The 15,205-nt window shown below is 43.9% G+C and carries 8 protein-coding genes; all 8 read right to left on the bottom strand.

Annotated elements, in window-relative coordinates; all coding sequences use genetic code 11:
- Positions 1-103: 103 nt before the first annotated feature.
- Entirely contained in the window at positions 104-2,281 is a 2,178-nt protein-coding gene (locus tag IDJ77_RS04730; RefSeq protein ID WP_224750961.1) for a glycoside hydrolase family 3 C-terminal domain-containing protein, read from the bottom strand.
- 33 nt (positions 2,282-2,314) lie between these two features.
- Entirely contained in the window at positions 2,315-3,871 is a 1,557-nt protein-coding gene (locus IDJ77_RS04735) for a GH39 family glycosyl hydrolase (RefSeq protein WP_191187781.1), read from the bottom strand.
- Between the two features lie 22 nt (positions 3,872-3,893).
- On the bottom strand, positions 3,894-5,981 hold the full coding sequence (locus tag IDJ77_RS04740; RefSeq protein WP_191187782.1) for a beta-galactosidase: 2,088 nt from the start codon (positions 5,979-5,981) through the stop codon (positions 3,894-3,896).
- A 376-nt stretch (positions 5,982-6,357) separates the two neighbouring features.
- On the bottom strand, positions 6,358-6,966 hold the full coding sequence (locus tag IDJ77_RS04745) for a BACON domain-containing protein (RefSeq protein ID WP_191187783.1): 609 nt from the start codon (positions 6,964-6,966) through the stop codon (positions 6,358-6,360).
- A gap of 83 nt (positions 6,967-7,049) precedes the next feature.
- Complete coding sequence (locus IDJ77_RS04750; RefSeq protein ID WP_191187784.1) at positions 7,050-8,582, bottom strand: cellulase family glycosylhydrolase; 1,533 nt, start codon at positions 8,580-8,582, stop codon at positions 7,050-7,052.
- Between the two features lie 72 nt (positions 8,583-8,654).
- The gene (locus IDJ77_RS04755; RefSeq protein WP_191187785.1) at positions 8,655-10,148 is read right to left on the bottom strand and encodes a glycan-binding surface protein; all 1,494 of its coding nucleotides are present in this window, start codon (positions 10,146-10,148) and stop codon (positions 8,655-8,657) included.
- Between the two features lie 25 nt (positions 10,149-10,173).
- A complete protein-coding gene (locus tag IDJ77_RS04760; RefSeq protein WP_191187786.1) occupies positions 10,174-11,763 on the bottom strand; it encodes a RagB/SusD family nutrient uptake outer membrane protein in 1,590 nt (529 codons plus the stop codon).
- 31 nt (positions 11,764-11,794) lie between these two features.
- On the bottom strand, positions 11,795-14,929 hold the full coding sequence (locus IDJ77_RS04765) for a SusC/RagA family TonB-linked outer membrane protein (RefSeq protein ID WP_224750962.1): 3,135 nt from the start codon (positions 14,927-14,929) through the stop codon (positions 11,795-11,797).
- Positions 14,930-15,205 lie beyond the last annotated feature (276 nt).

Consider the following 15,205-nt stretch of genomic DNA (forward strand, 5'->3'; position numbering starts at 1 on the left):
ATCTTTTGTGCAGGGTTATCAGGATGGCTTGTGTTTTCTATTCACAGATGTCCCATAAACTTTCACCCTATTTATTGAAACCCGCCCGGTTTCTGAAATGAATTTATTTAACTGAAATTTTTACTGTTTTTGAAATATTGCGTGAGGAATTGCCCAATTGAAGTACAAATTCCCCGGCCTCAACTTTCCATGTTTTTTTTGTTTCATCGTAAAAAGCCAGATCACTAACCTTTACCTGCAGTTCGACCGTTTTAGTTTCGCCAGGCTGCAGAAAAACTTTCTCGAAAGCCTTCAATTCTTTTTCGGGACGCAAAACCGAACTAACGGGATCGCTTACGTACAACTGCACAACCTCGGCACCATAACGGCGGCCAGTGTTTTTAACTGCAAATTTTGCATGGATGATACCATCTTTTTCGTAGATATTCTTGTCTGTTGAAAAACCACTGAGCGCAAAACCTGTATAAGAGAGCCCGTATCCGAAAGGAAACTGGGGTTGGATCTTCTTAGTATCAAACCAGCGATATCCTACTAAAACATCTTCCTCGTAATTTACTTTTAAATCTTTTCCGGGAAAATTGCCCAAAGCATGAGCAGGCGACTGATCCAGCGCAACGGGTATGGTGAAAGGCAATTTGCCGGATGGGTTTACCTTGCCGCTTAATACATCTGCCACTGCATTGCCTGCCTCCATGCCACCATACCACGACCATAAAATAGCAGGCACCTGGTTAACAATGCCTGCTAATTTTACAGGCGAACCGGCTACTATTACTACAACAGTTTTAGGGTTTGCTTTTGCTACTTCCCGCATCAAAACTTCCTGTCCGTAGGGCAGATCCATATTTTGTCTGTCGAAAGATTCCGTATCAAAATCGTGGTTTAACCCTCCGAAAATGATAACCACATCTGATTCCTTAGCAACCTTTACAGCCTCCTGAATCAATTTCCAATCAACATTATCTGAATTTGACTGCCCCCGGTTGCTCCCTTCTTTAAAAGTAGATTGTTTTTCATACCCCCGGGCAAAATTCACTTTTACGTTAGCGCCGAACTTCTGCTTAATTGCTTCCAGGGGCGTTATTTCGTATAATGCTTTTATCTCTGAGCTAAGCCCCGCTCCGCATTGTTTGCGGGTTGCATTATCACCAATGATGGCAACCGATTTTATTTTGTTGAAACTAATGGGAAGAATGTTGCCTTTATTTTGAAGCAGCACCGCGGCCTCGGCTGCTGAATTGTAGGCTGCCTTTTGATGCTCAGGCGTATTCATTTTTCCTTTTTCGCGGTTACTTTCGTCAAACATCTTTGTTTTGAACATTACGCGAAGCACATTCCCTACTTTTTCATCAACTACAGATAACGGTACCTCTCCCCGCTCAACAGCTTTTATTAACGGATCGGCAAAATACCATTCGTTGTAGTCTTTTTTATCGGTGCCCATTTCCAGATCAAGGCCGGTTAATGCAGCCTTTACGGTTGTATGTGCTGCGGCCCAATCGGTCATTAATACACCTTTAAACCCCAACTCTTTCCTTAGAATTTGCCTGTTGAGGTACTCGTTTTCTGAACACCAATCGCCCCTGAACTTATTGTACGCTGCCATTACCGTATAAGCACCACCCTCGGTTACAGCGGCTTTGAAACCCGGCAAATAAATTTCCCGCAAAGCTCTTTCGCTCATTTGCACATCAACAGAATCGCGATGCGTTTCCTGGTTGTTGGCTATCCAATGCTTAACGCTCACGGCCACATCTTTAGATTGCAGAGCTTTAATGTAGGCAACGGCCATCTTTGAAATGAGAAAAGGATCTTCGCTCATGTATTCGAAATTTCGGCCGCAAAGTGGCGAACGGATAATATTGATACCCGGCCCCAGTAAAACATCTTTTTTCCGAAACCGGGCTTCCTCGCCCAATACCAGCCCCTGCTTTACAGCGAGGGCAGGGTTCCATGTTGCAGCGAGGGCTGTCCCCGGAGGAAAGCAAGTTGCCGAATCAGTGGTCCAGCCTGCATAGGCCCAGTCATGCCTGTTAATTTCGGCACGTACGCCGTGCGGCCCGTCACTCAGCGCCCATTCTGGAATACCCAGTCGCTTTACCCCGGATACATAAAACTTTGAGTTCGCGTGCAATAAGCTCACTTTTTCCTGTAAAGTCATCTGGCTGATCAGGGAACGGATCTTTTCTTTCTGGTAATTATCATTCAAAGTTTGCTGTGCATTGGCCATTCCTGCTGTCAGCAGAATAAAAGAAAGGATCTGGAAGCATGTCTTCATCATTATCTTCAACTTTAATATCAATACATTCATCGGTTATCTCTTGATCAGGTTTATCAGGATGACATCATTTTCCCGGATATCAACTTCGCTGGAATATTTGGCGTTCGGTTTGATCTCAATTTGCCGTATGGCGGTGGGAGAGCCGTTTTGGTGTTTTAATTTTTCAACCTGTTGCTTTTTCAGCTGCTTTGGCCGGCCCAGATCCACGTAGCTTGTATACGCATCGTTCACCCGGTAACCTACTTTATAAATCTCCATGGTATACCTTCCGGCAGGCACATGCGATAAGTTTAATTTCACTTTTCCTTTTGGTTTTGCGGGCAGGTCTTTAATATAATAAGCCTGGTTATTAACAGAATCTGGCAGCGTGTATGTATAGTCCCACAATAAGACCTGTACGCCCCCTTTATCATCTTTGCAAGCCCATGAACGTGTATCGGTATTAGCTAATTCTGTCCTCCCGAGTTTATTCATAAATTGATAAGAATAAAAAGCGGGCTTGTTTATGCCCTGGATGTTGAGCAAACCAAAACCCCCATGAAAGGGTGTATATCGCGGGCCGGGCTCTTCAAATACATCGGTAAAAACCCAGTACGACATGGAGTTGGCCGCGTTACCAACTTGTTTTATTTTCTCCAAAATATAAGCTGCTTCGTGATAACTATCGTGTACGGGATCAGCCGGCGTGTAGGACGCACTCCATTCCGTATAATGCAGTTCCAGGCGGGGTATAGCAGATTGAGCAATTTGTTTACGGGTATTCAACACATCGCCACTTACCGACATCGAATCTTTACTTAATACCGTGCCCGAATTTCCATACTCATCCAAAAAACCCTGATTAACGCCATAAGAATGGGTGCTGACGAAGTCGATCGGGATGTTATTTTTGCTGCAATGGGCTATCATTTCAGGAACCCATGCTGCTCCTGCAGTGGCTGGTCCACCAACCTTATATGCTGGATTTACGCCTTTAACCGCCTTTGCAGAATAATCGTATAGTTTGAAATAATCTTCCTGGGTCCCCGTCCAAAATCCGGGAGATAAATTAGGCTCATTCCATACTTCAAAATACCAGGTTTTTACCTCTTCGGCACCATATCTTTCTGTAAAATGCTCAACAAGATTGCTAATGAGTGCCTGCCATTTGTTATAATCTTTCGGTGGGGTAACATTGCCGCGCCACCAAAAAATGGTTTGGTTACCGCTTGCCAGGGCATTTGGCATAAAGCCGAGTTCTACAAAAGGCTTCATCCCAATTTTATGCAGAAAATCAAAAAGCGCATCTACATACATATAGTTATATTGAGGAACTCCCTTTGCGTCTTCGGTATATACGGCCATATCGTCTGTCAGCAGTCCATGCATGCGGATATATTTAAAGCCACATTGTTTTCTTACATACTCCAGTTGTTGTTGCCAGTCGGCACGCAGCCCTTCATTTGCCCGGCCTGCGCCCACACAGGTATTAAACATGGTATTAAGCTTACCCGAGGTTTTGCTTAAATCCACACTGATCGTTCTTTGGCCGTTTACATTCGCCAAAAACACGAATTGCGAAACCACCAATACCCAAATTATCTTTTTCATTTGTTTGTTATTCTTAATAAAATCATTCTGTCCACACCAGCACACCTGCCGGTTTTAGCGTCTTTTCCCCAATTAAAAATTTTGCATTTTCCGGTAGGTTCACCGTATAATTTTCTGACGAATAATTTAATGCTGTATAAAAGCCATCTCGCCAATAAACAAAAACACCGGGTGGATAGTCCTCCGTTGTAGCACCGGCGTCTTTATAGATCTGCCTCAACAGATCCTTTTCCAATTTAGAATCATCGGTATCTACGCCGATATAGGTTACATCGCCTTTGCCTATCCTGTGTTTTACAACAGCAGCTTTTCCTTTGTAGAACTGATTATTATAGGTGGCCAGCACCTCCGTTGAGCTATCCTGCACGAGCAAATCCGCCCAGCTATGCCATGGATAATGATTAGCATTCATCAATATATCGCCTTTACCGTATGATGAAAGCATATCCGTTTGGCCGATATGGGCGCCTATCAGGTTTGAAATTGGCGTGGCGGTCTCCCCTTCCCAAAAATGACCTCTGCGATCTTTAGTAGCGGTACGGCAGGTAACAATCAGATGGCCGCCTTTTGCTACATAGTCGTTCCATTTCTTCACCAGTGCAGAATCAACCATTTCATAGGCGGGAACGATTACGAATTTATACTTGGATAGATCGGCTGTTTCTTCAATTACATCAACCGGGGCCCCTAATGACCTTGCCGTTTTAAGAAACTTTACCGGATAGTCCCATGTATTCCATTGCCCTGTTTGCCTTTGCCTGTCGATACTCCAGTAGTTTTCCACATTCCAGAGCAGCGCTGTGGACCGTGCGGCCAGTTTTGCCGGCGTCTTCGAGCCTGTAGTAAATTTCTTCCGCAGTTCGGTTATTTCTTTCATAAACTGCATATAGTCTTTACCACCCTGCGAGGGTGTTACGCCATCTGTTTGTATCACACCCGAATGATATTGTTCGGCACCATATAAAATTTGACGAAAGCGGTAAGAACAGGCGATCTTTCCTCCGGCAGCAAAACTATGGTACAGCCATAAGCGGACGGTCCCAGGCAAAAGCAGGGGGTTGTAGCTTCCCCAATTTACAGGCCCGGGCTGAATCTCCATAACCCCCGACACACCGCCTACAGATTTATAATATTCCGAAACAAAAAGAACGAGATCCGGGTTGCCTAAACGGAAACCAGAATCGCCAATATTATCGGAGCCTCCGTTTGGATATGCGGTATAGGTAGCAAAATCCAGTTTCCCGGTACGGTTAGGATCTGAGCCGGTACAAACGGCAGTATAGTTGGTTGTAACAAATTGCGCCTTTGAAACATAACTGCGTAAAACGTCGGCCTGAAAATCAAGAAAACCGGCCTGCGCGTCTGCCGAATATCTTTTAAAATCCAGCAAGGCATGAGGATTGTTACCCCACCAGCCTACCAGGTTGGTATTGGGGATGATCACCTGATCAAAATTATTAAACCACTGGCTCCAGAAGGCGGCCCCCCAGGCTGTGTTTAAGGCATCAACTGTTTTGTATTTATTTTTCAGCCAGGTTCTGAATGCTTCCTGCGATGAAGGACTATAATCGGAAACAGCACCAGGTTCATTATCTATTTGCCACCCAATTACATTGCTATTTTGCCCGTATCGTTTGGCCATTTCCGCTACTATTCTTTTTACATAGCCACGGAATTTGGGGTTCACCATCGATTCTAATCCCCGGGTACCATTCTCTGCACGGATATAATGACCATCCGTGACAAAAGTCTCCGGGTAGTTTATCCGCATCCATGTTGGGGTGGTTGCAGAAGGCGTGCATAGCAATACTTTTACATGGTACTTAGCGCAAAGGCTCAGCACCCTGTCGAGCCAGGTAAAATCAAACCGTCCTTCTTCGGGCTCCATTTTAAACCATGCAAATTCGGCCAGGTGAACAAACTCAAAACCCATCTCCGATATCTTTTTTATATCCCTTTCCCATTGGGCTTCACTCCAATGTTCGGGGTAATAATAAATACCGGTTGTTACCAGATCTTTTTCCGGGAAAAAGTGGTTGGCTTGCTGTGCCTTTAACGCTGCCGGGGGAATTAAGAAGCCTAATAATAATATCGCTATAAATTTTCGCATCTGTCGATGCCACTTAACTGTAGAAGATGTTATAGGTTGTTTCACAATAATTTTTTATTCAGGATTATCAATAATCAGTATAAATATGGGTCGAGATTGTGGGCAAATTCTCATAAAAAAATCTATGTTATTAAAATCACCGGGAACAAGGTATTTTGCGCTTTCTGTTTCACATATGTAGGAACCGGTATAATAATTGGTTGCTCAAAGAAAGTAGCTTTTATTATGTATGGTAAGATGTAATTATCCATGTATTAAGGAATTTTATCATTTAATATTACAATTTTGATTTTTAAGGAATATTTATTGAAATGAAACCACAACTGCTTAAAGTTCCGTACGAACCAGTGGCCTGGTTGCTTAAATGCGTCCAATTCTAGGCGCAGGGAATACGAATAGCATTAAATCCTTGTTGCTTTACAAATTTTACATAGTCCTCTGTAATAACAGGGCTCCCCCAGCCTGTTTCTCCGCCAGGAGCTTCAAAGGTATTGCCGATGTTCCACCCCAAGCTGATTTTAGCCGCAAGCTGAGCAGCGTTGCTGCTCATACCTGTGGCATCTGGGGGTTGGGGTGAAGTATTATAAGTGGGATAGATGGTGGCGTCTTGCGACACCTTTACCCTTCTTGCCTGTCCATTGGAGGAATTAATTACTAAATATTCGGTGCGGGTTGATCCTGTACCATTTTCAGACAATGTTGTTAAATAAATAACAACACTGCCGCTACTTCCTGATGCAGCGCTCAATTTAAGCCACGAAGAAGCCGGGTTGCTCACACTCCAATCAGTATTAGATACCAGCGATAGATCCTGGGTTCCGCCTTCAGGAGTAAATGTTATTACAGACTGATCAACTGTTAATTCCGGTGCCGCGCTACTGGCCTTTTTACTGGAGAAAAAAGATATTACCGTAATAAGAAATACTAATGTTTTAAAAGAATACTTTATTTTCATTTTCTCCTCATCTTTACCTAAAAGATTCATCTGAACAGAATTCTGTTCAGATGATCTTTTTTACCACCCACATAGGTGAATTAACGAAAGGTTTTATATAAATTATGAGTTGCCTAAAAGCCTGCGCCTTTTTTTAGCGAATCTAATGCGTTCTGGTCGCCTATATATGCGGGACCGGTATTTGGCCGTTGAAATATACCGCTGGCCCATAAAAAGGGCTGCACGCCATGTGCTTTGGCTTGCTTTGTAATATAAGCATAGTAATGCCAACCCGATTTTAGTGCTAATATCGAATCAGCCGGGTGTCCGGTTAATCTCTGAGCGTGATATTGTATGTCAAATTCTCCCATAACTACAGGAATGCCCTTATCGACAAATTTTGTTTTAACGGCTTTAAATGCGTTATCCATATAAGCTTCTTCTGTTGAGGCTACGCAGTTGCGATCCAGGAAGAGCGGGTTTTTTGTATGGAAGTCTTTCCCCCAGAAATATAATTCTTTTCCCCAGCTTGCGTCCATAGGTGTAGTACTACCGTAGCCACCTAATATGCAAAATTGCGGCGGGCTATAATAGTGAAACTCTACCATCATTTTATTAGGCGTAGGGTCGGTAGGTAGTGACGATGTTTTATACACATTAGCCGGATCAAGATAGGAAGTAAGCAAATCAAGTGAGGTAGAAGGCGACTGAATAACTATCGCACGATAAGTGTTTTTACCACCGGAACTGCGCACTGCATCAACAAATGACCGGTGATAGCGCATTAAAGTATTGGTTGTCGGTACATCATTCGCATTGGGTTCATTGGTACTGGCAAGTATCAAATGCTCGTCAAAATCGCGCATCGATGTGGCTATCTGCTGCCAAATTGCCTTATGCTTGGCATTAACACTATCCTGTTTAGCACCTGTAAGTGTGCAGTCGATATAACCCTCGTGGTGGGTATTAAGTATCACATACATATTGTCGTTAATGCAATACTGAACAACTTCTTTTACGCGGGCGAGCCAGAGTGGGTCTATTTCTGAAGTTTGGTTATTTATGATGTGGTTACTCCAGGTGCAGGGGATCCTTATGGAATTCATACCGGTTGATTTTACCAGATCAATCAGTTGCTGGGTAACTTTCGGGTTTCCCCATCCGGTTTCCCATCCGGGCGCATCCAAAGTATTGTAAATATTCCATCCCATTGTCATTTTTGCGGCCAGCTGCGCAGCTGTGCTGCCCATACCGGTGGCATCAGGCGCCTTTGGCGATACATTGTACGATGGATAAATTATGGCATCCTGCATTACAGTGATGCGCCTGCTCTGGCCATTGGCTGAATTTACAACTAAAATCACAGACCGGGTGGCGCCTGTTTTATTTGCTTCGGCCGTTAAATCAACAGTTGCATCGCCGCCATTGCCCGATGTTTGGCTTAACTTCAGCCATCCGCTCCCGCTGGTCTCAACGTTCCATGCAGCATTAGAAGTAAAGGCCCAAGACACGGTACCACCACCTTCGGGTATTGTGTCTGTTAAATTCGTAAGTGTAAGCTGCGGTGTTAATTTTTCGTTTTTTTTACAGGAAACCGAAACTATAATTGCCAAAAATATCGCCGCAATTGCAATTTTATATGCTGTATCAACTTTCATTATCTTCATATTCATTTTTTATTAAAAATTCATCCATTATTGGTAAAGCCCCACAGCGATATGCTGCCGTGGGGCTTTACCTTATTTAATTTTTACAACTCTGAAGTTGTCAAAAGCACCATAAAAGCCGGTTGCTGTTGCCCCGGTGCCGTAGTTATGTAAATACACTGTGCATGCGGTATTGCCCGAAGGCCCGGTTAAATCGGCAATTTTGGCTATGGAAACCCCTTTCCCTTCGCCCAGCGTAGCATCTTTTGAACGGAACGCTGATAAAGGAATAGTTACAGTTACCCATTTTTTTGTTGAATACGGGGCTGTTGTAGTCGCAGACTTTTGCCATGGTTCCCATCTGGCCAATGGGCTGTCGTTTCCACCTATAATATCCACGGTAACGCCATTTGTAGCTTGCGGAATACTTACTTCAAATTTAAATGCCCAATTATCAACAGGGTCGCTAAGGTTGGCTGTTGGCACCCATTGTGCTCCATTCATGCGTATTGCATAATTAGAGTATGTGTTTCCTTCGCCAGCCGACAGGATGTTGTTTTTCAGCGTCATAAACTGCGTTAAATTACCAGGAAAATCAGGGTTATAAGGAGGCCACCCCGCCGAGGGATTGCCGCTGTAAACGCTGGCTCCACCCCACCATTGCCAATTAAAATTACCATCCCACTCCCAATCTGATATCCTGCCGGTTTGTACATCATTTACTTTGTACACGGTGGTTGCTGTGCCAAATTTTGTAGTGACTGATACCGGGCCGCTTTGCGTTAGCTTAGGTAAAACAAACCCAAGGGAACTGCCATCGGCCGCCACGTTAAAAGAAGTAACTGTAGTGCCGGCAAAAGTCAGCGCTTCAATATTTTTAAGGTAGGTACCGTAAACATAAACCGAATCGCCTTGGTTAGCATTTTCGTTAGAAACACGGCTTATGGTTGGCGTTGCTACTATTTTTAAATTAACTGCACCGCTCTTGGTTATTAGCGATATCTGATCGGTGGGCGTTGCCGGTGGCATAAGAAAACCAAGCGAAGTTCCAGAAAGGTTTGATTTAAACGAATTGATTTTAGTACCCCCATAAGTGAAGCTTTGAACCAAAACTAAATTTGCACCATATAAGTAAACCGAATCGCCCGGGGCAGCAAACACATTAGAAATAGCGACAATAGTAGGTGCCGCCGGACCCAATTTAAACGAGAACGTTGTTGAACCGCCTGCTGTAGCATACTCTACGGTATAAAGCTTAGCAGTATCAATTTGTGAAAACTGTATGGCGGGTATTTGTACCACCGCGCTGTTAGGCGCAAATAATGCGGTATTGAATGAGGCCGGTACACCATCAAAATTTATTTGAGTTGCATTTTGCAAATTCTGCCCGGTTATTACCACCCATTGGCCATTTGCCACGGCGCTATGCAAAACCGTATCGTTTGGCGAGGCTACATAACTCTTGATGCTCGAAATAACAGGAGCAGGACCGGATGCAGCATCTTTTTTACAAGCTGGCAGTAAAGCCACCATCATCAACAGAAGCGGCAAACAAAACAACAGGTGTAAGTATGATTTATTTTTCATAACAATATATTTAAAATGTTTTTAATTAATAATATGGTACTGGTGGCTGTGTCAATTTGGGGTCGCTAACCAACTCTGATGCCGGAATAGGTAACGTAAATGAACTGATAGTAGCCGGAAGCGCAGTTGGAGTGGCAGTAGTATCCCTTGTAGCTGTTTTTGTTACCGGATCATAAGTAAACCCGATACGACCGTGAGTGGCATCCTGATCATTAAGTAACTTCACGGCATTATTCGGATCATAATAAGAATACCTAACAAGGTCTATCCAATATTGTCCTTCATAGGCAAGCTCAACTCTCCTCTCAACGCGCAGTGTAGCGGCGTCCAGCACAGTTACAGGATCCACGCCTGCCCTTTTCCGTACAGCGTTGAAATAGACCAGCGCATTACCATCGCTCGTACTCGCGTTATTACCCAAAACAGCTTCGGCATATATCAAATACACATCGGCCAATCTGAGATATGAATTGTGTTCAATGGACGACCAGGTATCCATTGTTGGGGCATTGTTATCTTTTTCGTTGCCAATAACGTGTTTTTTCATACCGGTACCGGTGGCCTTATAACCACCAGCGGCTTGATTCAATTCGGGATAAAAATCTCCGTTGAGCATAATAGTGGCTTTGCGCCTTACGGTATCCTTAGCAGAATACATCCGGTATAAATCGTAAGTTGGTGATAATGATTGCCATCCACCGCTCTTTTGAGGAAGCACATCGCTGGTTGGCGCATACCAGGTTTGCAAATCGTTGCCATTTCCATAGCCCACACCTGCGGCCCATTGAAGGGAAAATAATGATTCCTGGTTATCGTTGTTTTGCGCCTTAAAAAGGTCGGCATAGTTGGGAAGCAACGATAATCCACTATTTCTACACACATTGCCCGCATACTTTTTGGCACTGTCAAGCAAGGCCTGGTCGCGGCTGCCGCTTTTGCCCAAACCCGCCATCGTTAAATATACTTTGCCCAGCATTCCCTGCGCCGACCAGGTAGTTACCCGGCCTTTTTCGTCTGTAATGGGGAGATATTTCGCTGCGTAGGTCAGGTCATTGGCAGCGAATTTATAAACGTCCGAAGTAATATTACGGACAAGCAGCGGGTTTTCTATTAGTTTACTGTTATCTTCCACAATGGGCACAGCGCCCCAATACACTGCCAAATGATAATAAGCTACGGCACGCATAAATTTCGCCTCTGCTATAGCCGCATTTTTTTCTGCCAGCGGGATGGATGCAGGAGCTTGTTTCTCTATGGCAATAATAACTGTATTACATTGCGCAATAAGACTGTACAAGCCGGTCCAACCCTCTGTTACATAACTATTTTGCGCGGTAATGGTGCGTGTAAAAAGCTGTACTAAATCGTTACTATATCCGAAACTACCCGTGCCGGCCAGTACGTCGCCAAGGGGTAACATACCGTTTCTGTTCCATCGCCACCACTGCCCGCCGGCGTACAGGCTTGCCGTAGCCAACCGTAAATCGGAGGTGGTTTTGTAAAAATTATTTGAACTGATCTGCGAGTTGGACGGACGGTCCAGGAAACTCTTTTTACATCCGGCAATTGCTGCTGCAAATACCAGGATGATAATTATTTTGTTAATTGATTTCATAAACATATATTTTAACATCGGTGATCGTATCTTATTTCAGGGTTATGTTTGCACCAAAAGTGAATACCCTCGGCTGCGCGTAATAACCACCATCCCATCCTGACTGAAGCGGGTTCCATGAGCCAATTTCAGGATCGGTGCCCTTATAGTTTGTGATTACAAAGGCATTGGATACAGTAGCAAATACTCTAAAAGAACTTACAGAGATTTTTGATAGAATTTTTTCTGGTACCCGGTAACCTAATGTGATGTTTTTGCACCGCAGGAATGAAGCATCCTGGATAAACAAATTATTAGGACGATTATTACCGTTGGTATTGTCATTTCTCAATCCTACAACCGTTGTGTTTGGGTTGGTAACATATACATTGTTAATATCAGATGCAGAGCCGTTAGGATCTACCAAAGCCAATCTTGCATAACCTAATATGTCTGTATAATAGCTGGTATTGTTTTGCGAATCGGTTTGCGATACACCCACTTGATTAAACACTTTGTTGCCATAACTACCGGCGAAGAAGATATTCAAATCAAAATTTTTGTAGTTAAACGTATTATTGATACCATACTGGAATTTCGGGAGCGGAGAACCCAAAAAAGTCTCGTCCCTTGAGTCGATAATACCGTCGCCGTTCAGGTCTTTAAACATACGGTCGCCGTACCAAATACCCCCGCCCGACGAAGAAATTGGATATGGGACGCCGGTTGAGTTAACAGGGCGTGCATGTGTTACAAAATCACTTGGCGTTGAATAAACCCCATCGAATATGTATCCATAAAATTCGCCAATGGCCTGGCCCACCCGGGTTGTTTGAATTACATCGTTACCAAATGTCGAACTTAAGTTAGCCTGGCTTCCACCGGAACCTAAATCAAGCACTTTGTTAGCATTCCGCGATAGGGTAAGGCTGGTTTTCCAATTAAAGTTTTTAGAACTAATGTTGGTAGAATTGATTTGGAAGTCAAAACCCTTATTGCTTACCGAACCCACATTGGCATAGGGCGCCACCATGGTTCCCGGCGAATAACCCGCAGCAGTACCGGTATACAACGGAAGCGGTACCTTTAATAAAAGTCCGTGTGTTTCGCGGTCGTAAACATCAAATGAAAAACTTAACCGTCCGTTTAAAAACGTTCCGTCAATCCCCGCACTGTAATAATCGGTTTTTTCCCACTTCACATCAGGGTTTGCCAAATTGCTTTGAAATTGTGCTGTACCCGACAGGCTATTAGACACCGATGTAAGTTGGGTTACAAAGGTATTGCCTGGTATGCCCTGATTGTTGGTAAGCCCATAACCAAGCCTCAACTTCAATTCATCTATAGCTTTTATACCTTTTAAAAACGCCTCGTTATTAATTTTCCAGGCAAATCCACCAGAATAGGTAGTAACCCAACGATCTCCGCTCGGAAAATTTGAAGAACCATCGTTTCGTATATTGCCGGTGAGCAGATATTTATCATCCCAGGAAAAATTCATACGGCCGAAATAGGATTCCTGTGCACTGCCCCCCGGAGGGTTTGAGTATGAATTATCGCCTCCGTTTGTGGCCGTGGTAGGATCCCCGGCACTAACGCCCTGCACATTGTTTGAAGCAAAATTTCTCCGCCCGCCACTAACATTTTCGAAAGAGCTTTCCTGCGCTTCATGCCCTGCTAAAGCATCGAATTTAAATTTCCCAAAACTGTGGTTATAGGTTAGAAAATTGCGTATTACTGTATAAAAGTTTTGGCCGGCGGATGAAGAACCGCTGTTTTGGCTGGGAGTACCTTTACCAAAAGTATAAGATGGCGAAAAATGATTTTCTGTACTAAAATCGAAATTACCTGATAATTCGTTTCGAAGCACTAAACCTTCAGCAAATCGTATTTCGGCATATACATTGCCGAATACCTGGTTTCTCTTTCTCAGGTTTTTGAGGATAGAGGCTAATGCCACCGGGTTGGCAGAGGGTTGCACCCAACCGCTGGTGTTGGTAACCGCACCCCAGGAGCCGTCGGCGTTTGTTACCGGGATATCGGGGGTATTGTCTAACGCGGCCCTAATTACATTACCGTTAGTTGAAGATACATTTTCGTCAACGTGGGCCAATTGAAGGCTGGTTCCTATTTTTAGCCAATTGGTGGTTTTATTGTCCAGGTTCAACCGTACCGAGTACCTGGTAAAATCAGACCCAAGGGCTATCCCCTGCTGGTTAAAAAACGAGGTTGATAGCAAATATTGGGTTCTGGCATCTCCGCCGCTTACAGTAATTGTGTGGCTGTTCATCGGAGCTTTCCGGAATAATTCTTTTTGCCAGTCGGTACCCTTACCTAAATATTGGGGGTTGGCAAATTCGGGCCTCGAATCGAAGCCCCAGGCAACGGCCCGGGCGTTAATGAAAGTGGCAAGCTGTTGCAAATCTATTGTTGGGAGTCGCTTGGCCAGTTCCTGGTAACCGGCATAGAAATCATAAGTTATCCGCGGTGGTCCGGCTTTGCCCCTTTTTGTAGTAATAACAACTACGCCATTGGTTGCCTGCGAACCGTATATGGCTGTTGCCGAAGCATCTTTCAATACATCTATTGATTCTACTTCAGCAGGGTTGATGGTATTTAATGGATTGGAACCACTACCCGGGTCGTTTACCGGAGGAATAATAACGCCATCTATAACATACAGCGGCGAATTAGAGCCACTTATTGACGACACACCACGTATTTGAATGGATACGCCACCACCAGGCTGACCTGACACTTGTTGAACCACAACCCCGGCAACCTTACCCTGCAGGGCCTGGTCAAAAGTAGTTGGTTGAGATTTGCGGAGTTCGTCGCCCGATATCGAGCTTATCGACCCGGTAACATCTTTTCTTCTCGTGCGGGCGTAACCGGTAACAACCACTTCATTTAAGTTGCTGGAGGTTGAACTCAGCTTAACGTCTATTGTTCCGGTTTGTTTAACGTTTATCTCCTGGGTGGAGAAACCTAAAAAGCTAAAAACAAGTATGTTTCCGGGGGCAGCCGTTATAGAATAGTTACCATCAACGCCGGTTACGGCTCCGATGGTTGTGCCCTTAATTCTAACGTTTACACCTGGTATAGGCTGGCCACCGTCGGTACTTGTTACTTTTCCGGTGATATTTAGGGTTTGTGCATGGGCCGAAATATAAAGGAACATGCCCATGATAATTAAGGAAATTCGATATTTCACTCTCTTTTGTAAATTTTTATCCATCTTATAAAAGGATTTTAAGGTTTGATAATTGGTTCATTGTTTGTTGGTTAGTAATTAATTGGTTTTATTTCATTCATAATTATTTTCGTTATCATACCTTTTGGATAAACAAATACCCTAAAGTGCCCATTTACAACCGCCCGAACGAGCAGTAAAAAACTTCAGATACAGCCAAACGCAGGCTCCTAATTCAAAAAAATATTAACAGTTGGTCTAATTGGTTAT

The sequence above is a fragment of the Mucilaginibacter pankratovii genome (assembly GCF_014773265.1).
GTDB classification, from domain to species: Bacteria; Bacteroidota; Bacteroidia; order Sphingobacteriales; family Sphingobacteriaceae; genus Mucilaginibacter; species Mucilaginibacter pankratovii.

Coding starts and splice junctions, on each gene's coding strand:
- IDJ77_RS04735 (WP_191187781.1), bottom strand. CDS start 3,871: ATGAAAAAGATAATTTGGGTATTGGTGGTTTCGCAATTCGTGTTTTTG.
- IDJ77_RS04740 (WP_191187782.1), bottom strand. CDS start 5,981: ATGCGAAAATTTATAGCGATATTATTATTAGGCTTCTTAATTCCCCCG.
- IDJ77_RS04760 (WP_191187786.1), bottom strand. CDS start 11,763: ATGAAATCAATTAACAAAATAATTATCATCCTGGTATTTGCAGCAGCA.
- IDJ77_RS04750 (WP_191187784.1), bottom strand. CDS start 8,582: ATGAAGATAATGAAAGTTGATACAGCATATAAAATTGCAATTGCGGCG.
- IDJ77_RS04730 (WP_224750961.1), bottom strand. CDS start 2,281: ATGATGAAGACATGCTTCCAGATCCTTTCTTTTATTCTGCTGACAGCA.
- IDJ77_RS04755 (WP_191187785.1), bottom strand. CDS start 10,148: ATGAAAAATAAATCATACTTACACCTGTTGTTTTGTTTGCCGCTTCTG.
- IDJ77_RS04745 (WP_191187783.1), bottom strand. CDS start 6,966: ATGAATCTTTTAGGTAAAGATGAGGAGAAAATGAAAATAAAGTATTCT.
- IDJ77_RS04765 (WP_224750962.1), bottom strand. CDS start 14,929: ATGGGCATGTTCCTTTATATTTCGGCCCATGCACAAACCCTAAATATC.